We start from the raw sequence: 18,210 nt of genomic DNA on the forward strand, positions 1-18,210 counted from the left end.
TGGGCAGAGTTCATACATTTATAGGTGAATTTGTGAACATTCTGTGTATGCTTCCGGTATAAAAAGTTTTTTAACTTTAAACAGATTGACACATGTTAGGGGCTATTGTATGCTAAACGAGGGTATTATGAGAAGGTTTTCATTCCTTTCATTTCTAGTATCCATCCTCATTTTAAATCCTCCAAAAAAACCCGTTATATGAGGATTTATCTAAGCGAATGAAACAGCATCCCGTGGCATCAGGAGGATGAGTGGTTTTTTCGAACAGGCCGTTTTGCGGACAAAAAAGGCCTTCTGCAAGGGTTAACCGCATGTTTTGCCGTATCCAGGAATTATATTACATTTTCATCAGGAGACAGATAGTTGATGGACGATCCCAATCTTACATTCAGCAGACAACGGAGATATGTATTTGTAATCTTAGCAATCTATTTGCTGGGATATGGTCTTACGGCGTATAAAACTGTTTTTTTAGGCCTCTTTTTGGGAACTGTTTTCAGTTTGTTTAATTTGTGGCTCTTGACCAGAAGAATGAATGCTTTTGACAAGGCCGTGGCGAAAGGAAAGTCCATACGATCACTCGGGAGCGCAGCGCGTTGGTGCAATGCGATACTTGCGATGGCTGTCGCCTTTAAATATCCCGATAAAGTCAGTGTGGCAAGTGTGATTATTGGATTAATGACAATTTATCCCGTCATTATGATAGATTCCATTATTCAGCTCAAACGTTCATCAATGGAAGAGAGGTGAAAACCCATTGAATCACGATTACAGAACTATTGATTTGTTTGGTCTTACTTTTAATCTGACAAACATTCTGATGATTACTGTGGCAAGTGTGATTGTGCTGCTGATTGCGATTCTTACTACAAGAACGCTGTCCATCCGTCCGGGAAAAGCCCAGAACTTCATGGAATGGATTGTTGATTTTGTCCGCAATATTATAGGCAGTACAATGGATTTAAAAACAGGGGCTAACTTCTTGGCGCTTGGTGTAACCTTGCTGATGTACATATTTGTATCAAATATGCTAGGGCTGCCGTTTTCTGTAACGGTCGGACACGAGCTTTGGTGGAAATCACCGACGGCCGATCCGGCTATTACTCTGACTCTAGCCGTTATGGTTGTGTCGTTAACGCACTATTACGGCGTGAAGATGAAAGGTTTGAAGGAATACTCTAAGGATTACCTCAGACCGGTTCCGCTTATGTTCCCGATGAAGATCATTGAGGAGTTTGCGAATACGCTGACACTCGGACTTCGTCTTTACGGTAACATTTTCGCCGGGGAAATTCTTCTTGGCCTGCTTGCGAATCTGGCGACGAATTTCTACTCAAACAGTTTCTTTCTCGGTTTGGTCGGCACAGTCGGAGCCATTATTCCGATGCTTGCATGGCAGGCATTCAGCTTGTTCATCGGTACCATCCAGGCATTTATCTTTACGATGCTGACGATGGTGTACATGTCACACAAAATCAGTCATGATCATTAAAATCATATATCCATTCGGATAACATTTTAAAGGAGGAACTTTTTCATGAATTTAATAGCAGCTGCAATTGCAATCGGTTTAGGTGCACTTGGTGCAGGTATTGGTAACGGTCTGATCGTTTCACGTACGGTAGAGGGAATCGCCCGTCAGCCGGAAGCAGGAAAAGAACTTAGAACTCTTATGTTCATGGGTATCGCATTGGTTGAGGCCCTTCCGATTATCGCTGTCGTTATCGCGTTCTTAGCGTTCTTTGGCTAAGCAAAAAAGCCTTATATGAACTAAAAATGGCGAAGATCACTCTAAGAGAACCTTCGCCATTGCTTTATGTCTGATAAGCAGGCCGTGCCGAAACGGTTTTTTATCAGCAGAGAAAACCTGCAGAAGGGAGTTGCCGTAGTAGATGTCTCAATTACCTCTTGAATTAGGACTGTCGTTTAACGGCGGAGATATCCTATTCCAATTGTTAGCTATGTTAGTTTTATTAGCGCTTCTCAAGAAATTCGCTCTGGGACCGCTATTAAATATAATGAAACAGCGTGAAGATCATATCGCCGGCGAAATTACGTCCGCTGAAGAAAGAAATAAAGAAGCGCAGAAGCTGATTGAAGAGCAGCGCGTTCTTTTAAAAGAAGCGAAACAGGAATCACAATCACTCATTGAAAATGCGAAAAAACTGGGTGAAAAGCAGAAGGAAGACATTATCCAGGCTGCACGCGCCGAGTCTGAAAGATTGAAAGAAGCGGCGAGAACCGAAATTGTCAAAGAAAAAGAACAAGCGGTTTCCGCACTTCGCGAGCAAGTCGCATCACTTTCTGTCTTAATCGCATCGAAAGTGATTGAAAAAGAGCTTGATGAACAAGCCCAGGAACAACTGATTCAGGACTATCTTAAAGAGGTAGGAGAAAGCCGATGAGTGGATCTGCTGTCTCTAAACGATACGCGTCAGCGCTTTTCGACATTGCCGTTGAGACTTCTCAAATCAATGAAATCGAAGAAGAGCTTACCGTACTAAAAGAAGTGTTCCGGAACGAAGCCGGATTACAGGAAGTGCTAAGCCATCCGAAGGTATCGGCCGCTAAGAAAAAAGAGCTGATTCAGCAATCGTTCGGCGCACTGTCTGAGTCTGTGCTGCATACGATTTTTCTTCTGATTGACCGCCGCCGGTCTTCGATTGTGCCTGATCTCACAGACGAGTTTATCAAACTTGCCAATCAGGCCCGTCAGACAGAGGATGCGGTTGTTTATTCAGTAAAACCGCTGTCAGAAGCGGAAATGTTATCATTGTCTCAAGTGTTTGCAAAAAAAGCCGGAATCGCTTCGCTCAGAATCAGAAATGAAGTGCAGACGGATTTAATAGGCGGCATTAAAGTCCGCATTGGAAACCGGATTTATGACGGAAGCGTAAGCGGAAAGCTTGAGCGCATGGAACGTCAACTTGCCGGAGGAAATCGATAGAAGGGGTGAAACCTAAGTGAGCATCAAAGCTGAAGAGATTAGCACGCTGATAAAGCAGCAAATTCAAAATTACCAATCTGAAATTGAAGTTCATGACGTAGGTACAGTCATCCAAGTCGGAGACGGTATTGCGCGTGTACACGGCCTTGACAATTGTATGGCCGGTGAACTTGTTGAGTTTTCAAACGGCGTTTTGGGTATGGCTCAAAACCTTGAAGAATCCAACGTAGGTATCGTTATCTTAGGACCTTACAGAGATATCCGCGAAGGTGATGAGGTCAAAAGAACGGGCCGCATCATGGAAGTTCCTGTAGGTGAAGAATTAATCGGACGTATCGTCAACCCGCTCGGACAGCCGGTAGACGGACTGGGTCCGATTCTGACAAGCAAAACACGTCCGATCGAAAGCCAGGCTCCAGGCGTAATGGACCGTAAATCGGTACATGAGCCGCTGCAAACGGGTATCAAAGCGATCGACGCGTTAATTCCGATCGGCCGCGGACAGCGTGAGCTGATTATCGGGGATCGTCAGACAGGTAAAACATCTGTTGCGATTGATACAATCTTAAACCAAAAAGATCAAGACATGATCTGTGTGTACGTAGCGATCGGCCAAAAAGAATCTACAGTACGCGGCGTGGTGGAAACGCTTCGTAAGCACGGCGCGCTTGATTACACGATTGTCGTGACGGCATCCGCTTCACAGCCGGCTCCGCTTCTTTACCTTGCACCGTATGCAGGGGTGACAATGGGTGAAGAATTCATGTACAACGGCAAGCACGTTCTCGTCGTATATGATGATTTATCGAAACAAGCAGCCGCTTACCGTGAACTGTCATTGCTTCTTCGCCGTCCGCCGGGCCGTGAAGCATTCCCTGGGGATGTATTCTATCTTCACTCCCGTCTGCTTGAGCGCGCAGCCAAGCTGAGTGACGCTAAAGGCGCAGGATCAATTACGGCGCTGCCGTTCGTCGAAACACAAGCAGGAGATATCTCCGCTTATATTCCGACAAACGTCATTTCCATTACTGACGGACAGATTTTCCTTCAATCCGACCTATTCTTCTCAGGCGTGCGTCCTGCGATCAATGCCGGATTATCCGTATCCCGTGTCGGCGGGTCAGCCCAAATCAAAGCGATGAAAAAGGTAGCGGGAACATTGCGTCTTGACCTTGCTTCATACCGTGAACTTGAAGCATTCGCCCAATTCGGATCTGATCTTGACCAGGCGACTCAGGCGAAACTGAACCGCGGTGCGCGTACAGTTGAAGTGCTGAAGCAAGACTTGAATAAGCCGCTTCCGGTTGAAAAACAGGTAGCCATTCTTTATGCGCTGACAAAAGGATATCTTGATGATATTCCGGTTGCGGATATCAGACGTTTTGAAGAAGAGTACTACATGTACCTTGATCAAAACCATAAAGATCTGCTTGACGGCATTGCGAAAACAGGAAACCTTCCTGCTGATGAAGACTTCAAAGCTGCAATCGAAGGCTTCAAACGCACATTTGCACCAAGCAACTAACCCTTAGAAGATGAGAGAAAAAGGTTCTCTTTTTCTCTCTTTTTACGCAAATGAAGAATAAAGGTGGTGAAATCTTTGGCCTCATTACGCGATATTAAGTCAAGGATCACGTCAACGAAAAAAACAAGCCAGATTACAAAAGCCATGCAGATGGTATCCGCTGCGAAGCTGAACCGTGCGGAAACCAACGCGAAGTCATTTGCTCCGTATATGGATAAGATCCAGGAGGTTGTGTTTAACGTCGGAAAAGGCGCGAAAAACGCGAAACACCCGATGCTTGTCTCAAGAGAAGTGAAAAAGACGGCGTATCTCGTCATTACGTCTGACCGCGGGCTTGCGGGTGCGTTTAACAGTTCGGTTTTGCGAAACGCTTACCGCACCATTCAAGAACGCCATCAGTCTAAAGATGAATACACGGTGATTGCAATCGGCAGAGTCGGCCGCGATTTCTTCAAAAAACGGGAGATGCCGATTTTGTCTGAGTTAGTGGGGCTTGGCGACGAGGTCACTTTTGCTCAGATTAAAGATTTGACCCGTCAGACGGTTCAAATGTTTATCGACGGCGCTTTTGATGAACTGCATTTGGTGTATAACCATTTCGTCAGTGCGATTTCACAGGAAGTGACGGAGAAAAAAGTGCTGCCTTTAACGGATTTCGGAACGAGCGGCGGGAAGCGCACGGCTTCTTACGAGTTCGAACCGGATGAAGAAGAGGTGCTCGAAGTGCTGCTTCCTCAATATGCGGAAAGCTTAATTTACGGCGCGCTTCTTGACAGTAAAGCAAGTGAACACGCTGCGAGAATGACAGCAATGAAAAATGCGACTGATAATGCGAAAGAACTCATTGATTCACTTTCGCTTTCATATAACCGCGCGCGTCAAGCGGCGATTACACAAGAAATTACCGAAATTGTCGGCGGTGCAGCCGCTTTAGAATAGAAAGATTTTGTCAGGAGGGATAGCGATGAAGAAAGGACGCGTAAGTCAGGTGCTTGGACCGGTTGTCGACGTACGTTTCGAGGACGGCCACTTGCCTGCGATTTATAATGCGATTAAAGTTTCACAGCCAGCTACAGGCGAAAATGAAGTAGGCATCGACCTAACGCTAGAGGTTGCTCTTCATTTAGGCGATGATACAGTCCGTACAATTGCCATGGCATCTACGGACGGAATTCAGCGCGGAATGGAAGCCGTTGATACAGGTGCGCCGATTTCCGTTCCTGTCGGTGATGTGACTCTCGGACGCGTATTTAACGTACTGGGAGATAAAATTGATTTAAATGAACCGCTGCCTGCGGATGCTCAAAAGGACCCGATCCACAGATCAGCTCCTTCATTCGATGAGCTTTCAACTGAGGTTGAAATTCTTGAAACGGGAATTAAGGTTGTTGACCTGCTCGCTCCTTACATCAAGGGCGGTAAAATCGGATTGTTCGGCGGCGCCGGCGTAGGTAAAACCGTATTAATCCAGGAATTAATCAACAACATCGCGCAAGAGCACGGCGGTATTTCCGTATTCGCCGGTGTAGGAGAGCGTACTCGTGAAGGGAACGACCTTTTCTACGAAATGAGCGATTCAGGCGTTATCAAGAAAACAGCCATGGTCTTCGGACAAATGAACGAGCCGCCGGGCGCACGTATGCGTGTAGCACTGACGGGTCTTACAATGGCTGAGCATTTCCGTGATAAACAAGGACAGGACGTACTGTTCTTTATCGATAACATTTTCCGTTTCACACAAGCGGGTTCAGAGGTTTCCGCGCTTCTCGGCCGTATGCCTTCTGCGGTTGGTTATCAGCCGACGCTTGCGACAGAAATGGGTCAGCTTCAAGAGCGTATTACGTCTACAAACGTTGGTTCAGTTACATCTATCCAGGCGATCTACGTGCCTGCCGATGACTACACAGACCCGGCTCCGGCGACAACGTTCGCTCACTTGGATGCAACGACTAACCTTGAGCGTAAATTAACTGAAATGGGTATCTACCCTGCGGTTGATCCGCTGGCTTCCACTTCCCGCGCGCTTGCTCCGGAAATTGTCGGAGAAGAGCATTATGCGGTGGCGCGTGAAGTCCAGTCAACGCTTCAGCGTTACAAAGAACTTCAGGATATTATCGCGATTCTCGGTATGGACGAATTAGGTGAAGAAGACAAGCTTGTCGTTCACCGCGCACGCCGTATCCAGTTCTTCCTTTCTCAAAACTTCCACGTAGCTGAGCAGTTTACGGGACAAAAGGGTTCTTACGTGCCTGTTAAAGAAACGGTACGAGGTTTTAAAGAAATCCTTTCCGGTAAATATGACCATCTTCCGGAAGATGCATTCCGTCTTGTGGGACGCATTGAAGAAGTCATTGAGAATGCAAAAGAGATGGGTGTAGAAGTTTAATCTGGTCCTAGGAGGGTAAAAGCATGAAGACCGTTAAAGTCAATATCGTTACTCCCGACGGCCCAGTATATGATGCTGATATTGAAATGGTGAGTGTAAGAGCCGAGAGCGGTGATCTCGGTATCCTGCCTGGCCATATTCCGACCGTGGCTCCGCTTAAAATCGGCGCTGTCCGCCTTAAAAAAGACGGGCAGACCGAATTGGCGGCTGTCAGCGGCGGATTTTTAGAAGTCCGTCCTGATCAGGTCACTATCCTTGCACAAGCCGCTGAAACAGCGGAAAGCATTGATAAAGAGCGCGCCCTTGCTGCGAAAAAGCGGGCGGAAGACCGTTTGAACAAACGATCAGATGATACTGACATTCGTCGGGCTGAGCTTGCGTTACAGCGGGCTGTAAACAGATTGGATGTTGCAGGAAACTAAAAAAGAATCCTTCTCGGCTGTCTGAGAAGGATTCTTTTTCTATATTAACGCATAAGAGATTCATAGACGCCGATAAGCGGATGATCCTCTTCTTTTTGCAGATATAAATGTTCGCAGCAGTTGTCGGTGTGCCACGTTTTGTTTCCTCTCCGCACACCCGTCGTATAAGCGCCGTCCGTATACGGATAAGGTTTGACGACCCATTCGGCATCGTCATGATGTCTGATGGCGCAATCGATGACATACACACTGAGCATTTTCTCAAATTCGTCAATCGGCAGGTTCCAATCCGCCAAAAGCAGCTCTTTTATGCTGCGGAAGTAAAGAGCTTCCACTGCCAGCAGGCTGCCGGGTGAATAATCAAGAGAAATGTTGAAAAACTGACATAATTCTTTCAGTTCCTCTGTTTGAGACTGTCTATAATCATAGTAGAATGCTATCGCTTCCCACTCGTGGTCAAATACGGGAAGTGTTTCTCCATACTGCTTTTCCGGATGAAAAAAGGAATGATTCATATTCCCATCTCCTTTCCAAAAAAGTATATCATGCCGGAGAACGGACATTTAAGCGGGGATTGCCCCTAATTTTGGATAAAAATTCTGATGTAAAAATGATCATCTTTCTCTCTTCTTCTTATATAATAAGAGAGGATATGAGGGGCGGAAAAAATGAAAGGAGATGGAATTTGTGAATGTATTGGGGCAGCAGGCCGCAATCAGCATCCTGGTTCACCTGGTATGCATTGCGGTGACATGGTGGGCGCTTCAGGCCGTCAACTTTGATCCGCTGATCCGAAAAGGAAAAATAGTGCAGGCGAGGCTGCTGATCATTCTTCTTACCATTGCGATCGGTACGGCAGTCGCCAACTTCTTTTTAGATTATCTTACCTATTCGAAACAGCTTCCATACTTATTTTAAGATGTTTCGTCTGTTGAAATGAAGGGAATCGCTGGGTGAGAAACCAATTTTTCTTCACCCGCTTGGCGAGTTTTGACGAAGTTTTCCATGTATTGCTTTCCCCGGCTCCGGCAAAAATGGGAGTAAGGGGGAGAGATCGATATGAAGAAAAAAAGAGCAGGCCGCATCATCTTGTTTTTTGTTTTTTTAAGCGCCTTAATAGCGGTATTTCATTCCATTCATGCAAGTGAGCTGTCTCCGCTTGCCCAGATTGCCGAAGGAATGGAGCGGCAGCAGGTCACTGTGGATGAATGGACGCTTCATGCGAAAAAAAATCTGAACCTGTCACTGAGTGAATTTGATGACAAGGTAAAAGAACTGAAGACGCAGTATCCGCAATATCATTGGGAATCCGCGCGGGAAGATAAAATCGTAAAGGCCGTCGGCACGTATTCTGACAAAAAAAATCACACAACTTTTAAACTGCAGCTCGTCACTACCCTCAAAAACCAGAACCCAACTTCGTATTTATTATATGAGCAAATGAGCCCGGAGCAACCGGAAAACTGGAATGATACATATGAACAGTTTGAACGGCAGGCACATGACATATTTCAAAATAAAGTATTTATTTTTACTTGTCTAAAGGGTCATTTAAATGATAATATGAGTATTGTTTTGCAAAAAAAAGCAGAACAGCTCATGAAAGAATTTGAAGCAAGTCCAGTTGAACATGTAGTTGAGCCTCATTTCGTTTCTGTTTCTGCATTTACATATAAGTGGACAGATTACATCATGACATCGAAACATAAGATGAATGTGCAAGTTGCGCTTAGAAGTGCGGGAATGGGCGGAAAACATACCGTTACGGTTGGCACACCAATCGTGACGACTGAATATTAATATAGAGAATATAGGGACGCGGAGGGGAATACCTTGGAAAAAATCATCGTCCGCGGCGGTCAGAAGTTAAACGGCACAGTGAAAGTTGAAGGAGCAAAAAATGCCGTTTTACCAGTTATCGCTGCATCTTTATTAGCAAGTGAAGAAAAAAGCGTAATATGTGATGTACCTACGCTCTCCGATGTATATACAATTAATGAAGTGTTGCGTCATTTAGGAGCAGATGTGCATTTTGAGAATAATGAAGTTACCGTAAACGCTTCTTACGCTTTAGAAACAGAAGCACCTTTTGAATATGTGCGCAAAATGCGCGCGTCAGTGCTTGTTATGGGCCCTCTGTTAGCCCGTACGGGTCATTCAAGAGTAGCGCTTCCGGGCGGCTGCGCAATCGGCTCAAGACCGATTGATCAGCATTTAAAAGGCTTTGAAGCAATGGGTGCAAAAATCAAAGTAGGCAACGGCTTTATTGAAGCAGAAGTGGAAGGCCGTCTGCAGGGCGCAAAAATCTATTTAGATTTCCCAAGTGTGGGTGCGACAGAAAACTTGATTATGGCAGCTGCTTTAGCTGAAGGAACAACAACGCTTGAAAACGTGGCAAAAGAGCCTGAAATCGTTGACTTAGCGAACTATATCAATGCGATGGGCGGAAAAATCCGCGGAGCCGGCACAGGCACCATTAAAATTGAAGGTGTCGAGAAGCTTCGCGGCGTAAGACACAACATCATTCCTGACCGTATTGAAGCGGGTACTTTCATGGTGGCTGCGGCTATCACGGAAGGAAATGTATTAGTCAAAGGTGCGGTTCCTGAGCATCTTACGTCTTTAATTGCGAAAATGGAAGAAATGGGAGTCAAAATTACGGATGAAGGAGAAGGCCTTCGTGTCATCGGTCCTGCCCAGCTGAAGCCGATCGACATTAAAACGATGCCTCACCCAGGATTCCCGACTGATATGCAGTCGCAAATGATGGCGCTGCTTCTCCGTGCGAGCGGAACAAGCATGATTACTGAAACTGTGTTTGAAAACCGTTTTATGCATGCTGAAGAATTCCGCCGGATGAATGGCGACATTAAAATTGAAGGACGTTCTGTGATCATTAACGGCCCTGTACAGCTGCAAGGCGCAGAAGTTGCCGCTACGGACCTGCGTGCGGGCGCGGCGCTGATTCTTGCGGGATTAGTGGCTGAAGGTCATACACGCGTCACGGAACTGAAGCACTTGGATCGCGGTTATGTGAATTTCCATAAAAAACTTGCGGCTCTCGGCGCTGACATCGAGCGTGTCGTTGATGAAACGGCCGCTGAACAAGAAAGCAAAGAAGTCGTAACTGACCTAAACGCATAATGGCTGTAAAAACAGTATGTCAATCTGGCATACTGTTTTTTTATGGTTTATCATCATTATTATGCTCTGATTTTCAAAAAAGAATACGTTTTTCGCGTGAAAAATGGAATAAGATTCTGTCCAAAAGGAAGTCATATTAGCTTGTCCCTGCCCATAAGATGAAGTAGAGTCGAATCCCAAGCAGGAGGCAGCTGATATATGAAACCGATTGTATTTCTACTATCCGGGCTGTGTATACTTATTCTTCTTGTTCCCACCATTCTCGTTCTTCCGTTTCAGGCGGAAAAAGGAGCAGCCGTAAACAGAGAGCCCGGACACAAAACAACACACACCACACGAGAAACAAAAGGAGCAGAAACATTGAAAGAATCACCTGTATCCATTCCGGTTTATCGGACATCCAATCATTCTGTAGAGAACATTCCGCTTGAAGAGTACGTGATCGGTGTCGTGGCTTCCGAAATGCCCGCAACCTTTAAACCGGAAGCCTTAAAAGCCCAGGCGCTCGCCGCCCGGACCTTCATCGTCAGGCTGATGGTCGCTGACTCAGCCGTTCAGGCGCCGAAAGGATCACTGGTGGACGATACGCAAATGTTCCAAGTCTATCAAAGCAAAAGCCAGCTGAAAAAAGAATGGGGTTCTAAGTACGCACACAACCTCAAGAAAATCACAAACGCGGTCGCAGGCACGCAAGGAAAGATTTTAACGTACGACAACAAGCCGATTGAGGCATCTTTCTTCTCTACGAGCAACGGGTATACGGAAAATGCGGAAGCCTATTGGACAAGCGCCATTCCTTATTTAAAGAGCGTGAAAAGTCCGTGGGATAAGCATTCGCCGAAATATCTCGCCACCCAGACCTTCAGTGTGCCGGAGTTTCAGCAAAAGCTCGGCGTACAGCTCTCGGGACAAAACACGGTAGGGCAGATTACAGCCAGAACGCCGGGCCATCAAGTGGCGACGGCCGTCATAAACGGCAAAAAGCTGAAGGGAAGAGACATCCGGGAAAAACTCGGACTCCGTTCTGCCGACTTTGAATGGAAACGGAACGGCGGCAGCATCACCATTACGACAAAAGGATTCGGCCACGGCGTCGGCATGAGCCAGTACGGGGCCAATTACATGGCGGAGCAGGGGAAATCCGTGGCGGACATCGTCAAGCATTATTATCAGGGAGTGGACATATCCGAAGCAGATTCATTTTTAAACAAATATATGGCGAAAAAATAGACGCTTTCATGAGCGTCTGTTTTTTTGAAAACTATTCCATAAACGGTAAAGCAACCAACAGACTCATATAACGAAAGCCTAAAGGCTGACAAATGCCGTCTGAAGGCTGAGCGCCGGGTGAAAATCACTGATAAAAATGCCGTATCTATGTGAATATACGCAAAAATAATGAGGAACGCCGTCCTATTTATTTCCCTTTTCATCTCATTTACGATAAATATTGTTCGGCGTTGAACGTAAATCTATTGAAAAGGGGAAGAAGCAATGAAAAAAACACTTTCACTCATAATCATGCTCGGATTGATGCTGACTGCTGCATCTCCTGCTTTTGCTGCCGAGAATGCAAACGAGAAGACATTTTTATTTAAAAACAATATCGCCATTTTGCTTGATGCGAGCGGCAGTATGGCGAAACGGATTGACGGCGTTTCTAAATACAATATGGCAAAAGATGAAATCGTCCGTTTTGCAGATCGAATTAAGTCTACATCACAGGTCAGAATGACGGTTTTCGGTTCGGAAGGCAATAATAAAAACTCCGGAAAAGTTCAATCTTGTGAATCCATTCGCGGTGTATACGGATTCCAAAAGTTTGACAGACAGAGCTTCCTCAACTCTCTGAACGGAATCGGGCCTACGGGCTGGACACCGATTGCAAAAGCATTAGAAGATGCGAAGGCTTCTTTTAACGGCGTTCATAAATTCGGCTTTAAATCCGTTTACCTGTTGACGGACGGTGAGGAGACATGCGGCGGAGATCCTATTAAGACAGCGAAAGAACTTCGCAAACATCATATTAAAGTCAACGTAATCGGCTTTGACTTTAAAGAAGGCTTCAACGGACAGCTTCACGCAATTGCCGGTGCGGGCGGAGGAAAATATTACGAAGCTCACAGCCAAAAGGATATGAACCGCATCTTTACGATGGAAGCGAGTTCATTAGCGAAATAAGAAAAGGTGCCGTTTAGCGGCCCTTTTTTTTATTTTTATTTAACAAAAATTTCAAGAAAAGATGAAGAGAAAACTGTAAAAAGAATCAGATTCCGGACTTATATTACAAAAAGGGCGAAAAAGGCATTAAATCTGTCATCATTTATCCAATCTTTTTAGGATGATGCGCATAATTCTGTTCATTTTTAACGGCGTACAGCCGCTTATACAAAAGGAATCCCGCCCTATATCTTTTTGCATACTCCTCATCTAGCATAGAGAAGAGCCGGGGGCCCATCGGCCAAAAACAAACGGAGAGGAATGAAGGAAATGAAAAAAATGTTCACTGCGGGGATTGTCGGACTTTTGACGCTTTCACTCGGATCACCTGTTTTTGCAGCTGAGAAAAAGCACGAAGAAACAAACGTCGCCGTGCTGTTTGACGCAAGCGGGAGCATGATACAAAAAACAGGGGGAGAGCGTAAAATAGATGTTGCGAAAGAGTCTGTCACTTCTTTTGCGGAAGTTCTTCCTGAAGACACGAATCTGATGCTTCGGGTATTCGGGCATATGGGCAATAATAAAAACTCAGGCAAAGCCGTATCATGTAACGCGACTGAAACGTTATACGGCCTTCAGCCGTACGCCGTGACTCCATTTGAGCAATCACTCAGCAAGATTAAACCGACCGGCTGGACACCGATAGCGAAAGCGCTTTCTGATACACGTGAAGAATTTGAGCGGGCCGGCGCTAAAGGGAAAAACGTCGTATATCTGATCACAGACGGTGAAGAAACATGCGGCGGGAATCCTCAAGCCGAAATTCAAAAGCTCCGTAAAGCGAATGTCAACACGGTCGTCAATATCATCGGCTTCAACTTCGGCATGAAAGGAAGCGAAAGCCTTGAAAAAGCGGCGGAAGCGGGAGGCGGCACATACGTCTCAGCTGACAGCGCGGACGAGTTCAAACAGGCTTGGGAAGACGCCGCAAAGGATTTAGCAAAAGAATAGGTTAAAAAAAGGACGCCCGCGCGGCGTCTTTTTTTTGTTTAGAAAACGGAACCGCGGGAATGATACGGATAAAAGGAGATGAACGCTGTTGTTAAAAGGAGCAGGCATTATATTGGTGCTGGCGGCAGTCGTTTTTGTTCTGATAGGGATTTTTCTGAAGCTTGCCGCCTTCATATTCGTCAGTATATTGGCCATTATCGCCGCAGTTATTTTATTCACCATTCTGAGCAGACATCATCGCAATGAAACATAGAGTCCGAAGAGGGCTCTTTTTTTAAACCGCAAATTCGACAAAATACAGGGATTGTGGAAGAATAAAAGAGAAGGATACTGCGGAGGGGAAAACAGTGGATGAAAAAACAACAGCGGTAAGAGACATATACCGCTATGAAAAAGGGGTATTAACAAAGACGGCAGATCGGATGGTTTCAGAGTATCCGCTTACCGTCATGGTGAACGGGCAGGAATTTGTTACGCTCGTCTGCACGCCTGACCATTTAGAGGAACTCGTCATCGGATTTCTCGCATCAGAAGGCGTCATTCGTTTTGAAAAAGAGATCAAAAGCTTTACTATAGATGAAAGTCTCGGGTTCGCATATGTTGAACTGACGAATCCCGGAGTGCTTGAGCAAAAAGACTATACGAAGAGGGTCATCGGTTCATGCTGCGGGAAAGGCCGCCATTTTTACTTTCAGCAGGATGTGAAAACGGCCAAAACCGCCGTCAGCCGGATTACCATAACTCCTGAGACGTGCCTTCGCCTGATGAAGGAGATGCAAAGCGGAAGCGGCACCTTCCGGGAAACGGGCGGCGTCCATAATGCAGCGCTGTGCGATACGGAAAAGCTGCTCTTGATGAGGACGGATATCGGGCGCCACAACGCGCTGGATAAGCTGTACGGCTGCTGTTTGAAAAACGGAATGCCCGTCCGTGACAAGCTGATCGTCTTCAGCGGCCGGATTTCCTCAGAGGTTTTATTAAAAGCCGCAAAAATCGGCGTGTCGATTGTCATTTCAAAATCGGCGCCGACGGAGCTCGCGCTGCAAATGGCGGAAGAGCTGAACATCACCGCGATCGGTTTTGTCAGAAACGGATCATTTAACGTATACACACATCCTGAACGGGTTGAACAATAGAAAGGGGTCTTGGGCTTATGAATACAGAAACGCGCCGGGTGACAGACAAAAAGGAAAGGCCGCTCAGGGATCTTCGTATCTCTGTAACCGACCGCTGCAACTTCAGATGCACGTACTGTATGCCAGCCGAATTATTCGGACCGGATTATCCATTTTTACAAAAGACGGAATTGCTCTCCTTCGAGGAGCTTGAGCGGCTTGCGAAGCTGTTTGTCGGCCGCTTCGGCGTTGAAAAAATCAGGCTGACGGGCGGAGAGCCGCTCATGAGAAAAGATATGCCTGAATTGATCAAAAAACTTGCGCGCATCCCCGGACTTAAAGATATCGCGATGACGACAAACGGCTCTCTGCTTCCCGTGTATGCGGAAAAACTGAAGCAGGCGGGGCTGCATCGAGTGACAGTCAGCCTCGATTCTTTAGAGGATGAGCGGTTTAAGGCCATTAACGGCCGCGGCGTTTCGGTGAACAAGGTGCTTGAGGGCATTGAGGCGGCAAAAGCGGCCGGACTCGGTGTGAAAATCAATATGGTTGTTCAAAAGGGCGTCAATGAAAAAGATATCCTGTCGATGGCCCGCTATTTTAAAGAAAAGGGTCATATTCTCCGGTTTATTGAATTTATGGATGTAGGCAATACGAATCAATGGAATAAAAAAGACGTGATCACGAAGGCCGAAATTATTGATCTGATCAACCAGCACATGCCGACGGAGCCGATAGAAGCGAATTACAAAGGAGAGGTCGCTTCCAGGTTCCGCTATCTTGACGGTTCCGGCGAAATCGGCGTGATTTCCTCCGTCTCGGATGCATTCTGCGCCTCCTGCAACAGAGCGCGCCTGTCGGCGAGAGGCGAGCTGTTTACGTGCCTGTTTGCGTCAAGCGGCTATGATGTTCGGAAACTCGTGCGCGGCGGTCTGACCGATGATGAATTGACGGAATCCATCGCTTCTGTCTGGAGAAATCGCACGGATCAGTATTCAATTGACCGCGCGCTTTCTAAAACGGATGGAAAAAAGAAAGTGGAAATGTCTTATATAGGCGGATGAAGAAAAGCTTGCCCGGACAAGGGCAGGCTTTTTTATTCACAATATGAGAGCGGTCTGTTCAAAAAATACCGGTAACAGCCGAAATATATGATAGGAATTTTGATGCAGGACAATCAAGTTATGCAATTCCAAAGCCATACAATATGTTAAAATATAACCAATAGAAATTAGAAAAGGTTGTGAAAGGGGCATGACCGCATACGAGATTCCGTCATCTCAAGTTGGAGTCAAGATCAACAAATGGTACAAGCACATTTTAGCGTTTCAAGCGGCTGATGCCATAAAGCTGAAAGAGGAAATTGATGAGGATATACAACGTATGGAGGAAGACCAGCTGCTGCTGTTATATTATCAGCTGATCAGCTACCGCCATCATATTATGCTTGATTACGTCAAGCCGGAATGCACCGAACAATCACAGATTCAGTATAGCGAGCTGCAAAAGACGATCGAAAGCACGGACAGCATATCGGGACTGTCTGAGTATTATTTCCATTTGTTCAGAGGGATGTATGAATTCGATCACAATAACTATGTTGCGGCTATTTCTTTTTACCGGAAAGCGGAAAAACTCCTTTCATTTGTCGAGGATGATATAGAGAGGGCGGAATTCCATTTCAAGATGTCTGAAGTGTTTTACGTCATGAAGCAGACTCATTTTTCCATGAATCACGGGATTCAGGCGCTGGATACGTATATGAAACACGATTTTTACAGAGTGCGGAGAATTCAATGCCATTTCGTCATTTCAGGAAACTACATCGACTGCAAAAACTACGACAAAGCGCTTGAGCATTTAGACGAAGCCCTCCGCCTTTCTTTGCTTGAAGGACAGCCCCGCCTGATCGGGTCTTCGCTTTACAATCTGGGGAATTGTTATGCTGAAAAGCGGGATCTGGATGAAGCGGCCCGGTACTTTAGAAAAGCGGTTCCCGTTTTTGAAGAGCATCAGCTTGAACAGCTTCCGAAGGCGCTGTTCAGCTTAACGCACACCCTTTTCAGGCTGCATGATGACCAAGCGGCCCTCACCTATTATGAAAGAGGGATCATGATCGCGAAAGAACGCGGCGACCGATTCAGTTTAGAGAAGTATAAGTTTTTACAAGCGCTTTATTTGGAGTCACTCAATATGGATTTAATCCATGAAGTGTTTGACTATATGAATGAAAAATCGCTGTATGTGTATATTGAAGATTTCGCCTTGGAGGCCGCCGTTTACACAAGCGCACATGAGCAATATAAAGAAGCGGCGTATTTTTATGAAAAAGCGATTCGCATGAGAGAAAACATTCAAAAAGAACAGTGTTTATACGATATATAATTTTTCTTAACCATCTGATCAGCAGATGGTTATTTTTTTATGCACATCAGGACGTTTGATCATAGAAAAAATCGGAAAAATCGCAAAAGAGGGAAAAAAGTACGATGGGAAGGAGGGATTTGTTGTTCGGATTTAATGATATGATAAAGTTTTTCGTTTCATTTCTCATCATTCTCCCGATGGTGTCTGTCATCCATGTGTCGGGACACAGCTTTATGGCCATGCTGTTCGGAGGCAAGGCGTCGTTGGATATCGGAATGGGGAAACGTCTTTTAAAAGTAGGGCCGATTCAGGTTCGGCGTATCTACTTCATAGATTCTTTCTGCAAGTTCGGCGAATTGCGGATAGATAACCGTCTGACGAGCGCGCTCGTCTATTCCGGAGGCTGTCTGTTTAATCTCGCTTCTATCTTTTTAATAAATCTGCTGATCATAAAAGATTTCCTAGAGCCAAACTTATTTTTTTACCAATTTGTCTATTTTTCAACTTATTATGTTTTCTTTGCTCTTCTGCCCGTGCAATACGGGGATAATAAGCTGTCAGACGGATTAGCCGTTTACAAAGTGATCCGCTACGGGGAACGCTGTGAAATCAATAATTGAGAGTTGAAATGTTTGCTATCAGGCTGAAAGGGAAGAAAACAAGTACACAAAAACAAAAGGAGCTGAAGAGACCATGAGTGAAGATAACGGTTTAAAAGACAAAGTAAAAGGCGGCATGAACAAAATGAAAGGGGAAGCAAAGGACAAAGCAGGCGACATGGCAAACAAGTCCGACTTAAAAGCGGAAGGGAAAAAAGACAAAGCGAAAGGCAGCCTGCAAAAGGGTGTCGGTAAAACGAAAGATAAACTCAGTGATGATTAATTTGATCGTGAAACACAGCAAAAGCCCAAAATATTTTGGGCTTTTTGTTATGAGAAATGACAAAAATTCCAGTTCGTTTGGTTAATATTCACTAAATTTTTAAATATTCTATAAATTCCCCGGCGATTTCTTTATAATATTCACAAAGAATGTAACCTTTCTTCACATTTAATTAAACGTTTGTTGAAGAAAAAAATGAGAAATCGGTCATTTCTGCAAAAGGAATCGGGCCGTTCACTGTCGAATAACTT

Annotated in this window: 22 protein-coding genes; 21 read left to right on the forward strand and 1 reads right to left on the reverse strand. The window is 45.5% G+C overall.

The features are described from left to right. Positions 1-366 precede the first annotated feature (366 nt). From atpI to MJQ52_RS13595, 9 genes are all read left to right on the forward strand, one after another. Complete coding sequence (gene atpI, locus MJQ52_RS13555) at positions 367-750, forward strand: ATP synthase subunit I (RefSeq protein ID WP_003151155.1); 384 nt, start codon at positions 367-369, stop codon at positions 748-750. 7 nt (positions 751-757) lie between these two features. Further along, positions 758-1,492 (forward strand): F0F1 ATP synthase subunit A, encoded by a 735-nt coding sequence (gene atpB, locus MJQ52_RS13560; RefSeq protein ID WP_003151158.1) that lies wholly within the window; start codon positions 758-760, stop codon positions 1,490-1,492. Between the two features lie 45 nt (positions 1,493-1,537). Then, positions 1,538-1,750, forward strand: a complete 213-nt coding sequence (gene atpE / locus MJQ52_RS13565) for a F0F1 ATP synthase subunit C (protein WP_003151167.1) — start codon at positions 1,538-1,540, stop codon at positions 1,748-1,750. Positions 1,751-1,892: 142 nt separating this feature from the next. Further along, a complete protein-coding gene (gene atpF, locus MJQ52_RS13570) occupies positions 1,893-2,405 on the forward strand; it encodes a F0F1 ATP synthase subunit B (RefSeq protein WP_003151168.1) in 513 nt (170 codons plus the stop codon). Next, positions 2,402-2,947, forward strand: a complete 546-nt coding sequence (locus MJQ52_RS13575; RefSeq protein ID WP_003151169.1) for a F0F1 ATP synthase subunit delta — start codon at positions 2,402-2,404, stop codon at positions 2,945-2,947. Before atpF ends, MJQ52_RS13575 begins: the two co-directional genes overlap by 4 nt. A gap of 16 nt (positions 2,948-2,963) precedes the next feature. Beyond that, complete coding sequence (atpA, locus tag MJQ52_RS13580) at positions 2,964-4,472, forward strand: F0F1 ATP synthase subunit alpha (protein WP_003151170.1); 1,509 nt, start codon at positions 2,964-2,966, stop codon at positions 4,470-4,472. A gap of 75 nt (positions 4,473-4,547) precedes the next feature. After that, entirely contained in the window at positions 4,548-5,411 is an 864-nt protein-coding gene (gene atpG / locus MJQ52_RS13585; protein ID WP_003151172.1) for an ATP synthase F1 subunit gamma, read from the forward strand. A 25-nt stretch (positions 5,412-5,436) separates the two neighbouring features. Then, entirely contained in the window at positions 5,437-6,858 is a 1,422-nt protein-coding gene (gene atpD, locus MJQ52_RS13590) for a F0F1 ATP synthase subunit beta (protein ID WP_003151173.1), read from the forward strand. A gap of 23 nt (positions 6,859-6,881) precedes the next feature. Next, a complete protein-coding gene (locus tag MJQ52_RS13595) occupies positions 6,882-7,280 on the forward strand; it encodes a F0F1 ATP synthase subunit epsilon (protein WP_003151176.1) in 399 nt (132 codons plus the stop codon). A 44-nt stretch (positions 7,281-7,324) separates the two neighbouring features. Here the strand turns inward: MJQ52_RS13595 and MJQ52_RS13600 are convergent, their stop codons facing one another. Continuing rightward, positions 7,325-7,795 (reverse strand): hypothetical protein, encoded by a 471-nt coding sequence (locus MJQ52_RS13600; RefSeq protein ID WP_003151179.1) that lies wholly within the window; start codon positions 7,793-7,795, stop codon positions 7,325-7,327. Positions 7,796-7,967: 172 nt separating this feature from the next. On the opposite strand from MJQ52_RS13600, the gene MJQ52_RS13605 reads away from it, so the two are divergent. The 12 genes from MJQ52_RS13605 to MJQ52_RS13660 all read left to right on the forward strand — a co-directional run bounded on the left by MJQ52_RS13605 (position 7,968) and on the right by MJQ52_RS13660 (position 17,959). Next, a complete protein-coding gene (locus tag MJQ52_RS13605; protein WP_003151181.1) occupies positions 7,968-8,198 on the forward strand; it encodes a DUF1146 family protein in 231 nt (76 codons plus the stop codon). Between the two features lie 141 nt (positions 8,199-8,339). Next, the gene (locus tag MJQ52_RS13610; protein ID WP_003151183.1) at positions 8,340-9,080 is read left to right on the forward strand and encodes a YwmB family TATA-box binding protein; all 741 of its coding nucleotides are present in this window, start codon (positions 8,340-8,342) and stop codon (positions 9,078-9,080) included. Between the two features lie 33 nt (positions 9,081-9,113). Then, the gene (gene murA / locus MJQ52_RS13615) at positions 9,114-10,424 is read left to right on the forward strand and encodes a UDP-N-acetylglucosamine 1-carboxyvinyltransferase (RefSeq protein ID WP_003151185.1); all 1,311 of its coding nucleotides are present in this window, start codon (positions 9,114-9,116) and stop codon (positions 10,422-10,424) included. A gap of 198 nt (positions 10,425-10,622) precedes the next feature. Continuing rightward, on the forward strand, positions 10,623-11,654 hold the full coding sequence (spoIID, locus tag MJQ52_RS13620; RefSeq protein WP_014306003.1) for a stage II sporulation protein D: 1,032 nt from the start codon (positions 10,623-10,625) through the stop codon (positions 11,652-11,654). Positions 11,655-11,918: 264 nt separating this feature from the next. Next, the gene (locus tag MJQ52_RS13625; RefSeq protein WP_003151188.1) at positions 11,919-12,605 is read left to right on the forward strand and encodes a VWA domain-containing protein; all 687 of its coding nucleotides are present in this window, start codon (positions 11,919-11,921) and stop codon (positions 12,603-12,605) included. A gap of 309 nt (positions 12,606-12,914) precedes the next feature. Next, positions 12,915-13,595, forward strand: coding sequence for a VWA domain-containing protein (locus tag MJQ52_RS13630; protein WP_165625824.1), 681 nt, complete (start codon positions 12,915-12,917; stop codon positions 13,593-13,595). 88 nt (positions 13,596-13,683) lie between these two features. Then, complete coding sequence (locus MJQ52_RS13635) at positions 13,684-13,848, forward strand: hypothetical protein (RefSeq protein ID WP_003151191.1); 165 nt, start codon at positions 13,684-13,686, stop codon at positions 13,846-13,848. Positions 13,849-13,942: 94 nt separating this feature from the next. After that, positions 13,943-14,731, forward strand: coding sequence for a formate dehydrogenase accessory sulfurtransferase FdhD (gene fdhD / locus MJQ52_RS13640; RefSeq protein WP_014306001.1), 789 nt, complete (start codon positions 13,943-13,945; stop codon positions 14,729-14,731). Positions 14,732-14,748: 17 nt separating this feature from the next. Beyond that, a complete protein-coding gene (gene moaA / locus MJQ52_RS13645) occupies positions 14,749-15,774 on the forward strand; it encodes a GTP 3',8-cyclase MoaA (protein WP_094247428.1) in 1,026 nt (341 codons plus the stop codon). Positions 15,775-15,964: 190 nt separating this feature from the next. After that, entirely contained in the window at positions 15,965-17,095 is a 1,131-nt protein-coding gene (locus MJQ52_RS13650) for a tetratricopeptide repeat protein (RefSeq protein ID WP_003151195.1), read from the forward strand. Positions 17,096-17,217: 122 nt separating this feature from the next. Continuing rightward, on the forward strand, positions 17,218-17,697 hold the full coding sequence (locus MJQ52_RS13655; protein WP_003151196.1) for a hypothetical protein: 480 nt from the start codon (positions 17,218-17,220) through the stop codon (positions 17,695-17,697). Positions 17,698-17,770: 73 nt separating this feature from the next. Beyond that, positions 17,771-17,959: a CsbD family protein gene (locus MJQ52_RS13660; protein ID WP_003151197.1), complete on the forward strand. Its 189-nt coding sequence runs from the start codon at positions 17,771-17,773 to the stop codon at positions 17,957-17,959. The last annotated feature ends 251 nt before the right edge of the window (positions 17,960-18,210 follow it).

The sequence above is a fragment of the Bacillus sp. jun7 genome, from assembly GCF_051034795.1.
Taxonomy (GTDB): Bacteria; Bacillota; Bacilli; order Bacillales; family Bacillaceae; genus Bacillus; species Bacillus velezensis.

Coding starts and splice junctions, on each gene's coding strand:
- MJQ52_RS13575 (WP_003151169.1), top strand. CDS start 2,402: ATGAGTGGATCTGCTGTCTCTAAACGATACGCGTCAGCGCTTTTCGAC.
- MJQ52_RS13660 (WP_003151197.1), top strand. CDS start 17,771: ATGAGTGAAGATAACGGTTTAAAAGACAAAGTAAAAGGCGGCATGAAC.
- atpE (WP_003151167.1), top strand. CDS start 1,538: ATGAATTTAATAGCAGCTGCAATTGCAATCGGTTTAGGTGCACTTGGT.
- MJQ52_RS13650 (WP_003151195.1), top strand. CDS start 15,965: ATGACCGCATACGAGATTCCGTCATCTCAAGTTGGAGTCAAGATCAAC.
- MJQ52_RS13610 (WP_003151183.1), top strand. CDS start 8,340: ATGAAGAAAAAAAGAGCAGGCCGCATCATCTTGTTTTTTGTTTTTTTA.
- MJQ52_RS13600 (WP_003151179.1), bottom strand. CDS start 7,795: ATGAATCATTCCTTTTTTCATCCGGAAAAGCAGTATGGAGAAACACTT.
- MJQ52_RS13625 (WP_003151188.1), top strand. CDS start 11,919: ATGAAAAAAACACTTTCACTCATAATCATGCTCGGATTGATGCTGACT.
- spoIID (WP_014306003.1), top strand. CDS start 10,623: ATGAAACCGATTGTATTTCTACTATCCGGGCTGTGTATACTTATTCTT.
- moaA (WP_094247428.1), top strand. CDS start 14,749: ATGAATACAGAAACGCGCCGGGTGACAGACAAAAAGGAAAGGCCGCTC.
- atpF (WP_003151168.1), top strand. CDS start 1,893: ATGTCTCAATTACCTCTTGAATTAGGACTGTCGTTTAACGGCGGAGAT.
- atpI (WP_003151155.1), top strand. CDS start 367: ATGGACGATCCCAATCTTACATTCAGCAGACAACGGAGATATGTATTT.
- MJQ52_RS13595 (WP_003151176.1), top strand. CDS start 6,882: ATGAAGACCGTTAAAGTCAATATCGTTACTCCCGACGGCCCAGTATAT.
- atpD (WP_003151173.1), top strand. CDS start 5,437: ATGAAGAAAGGACGCGTAAGTCAGGTGCTTGGACCGGTTGTCGACGTA.
- MJQ52_RS13630 (WP_165625824.1), top strand. CDS start 12,915: ATGAAAAAAATGTTCACTGCGGGGATTGTCGGACTTTTGACGCTTTCA.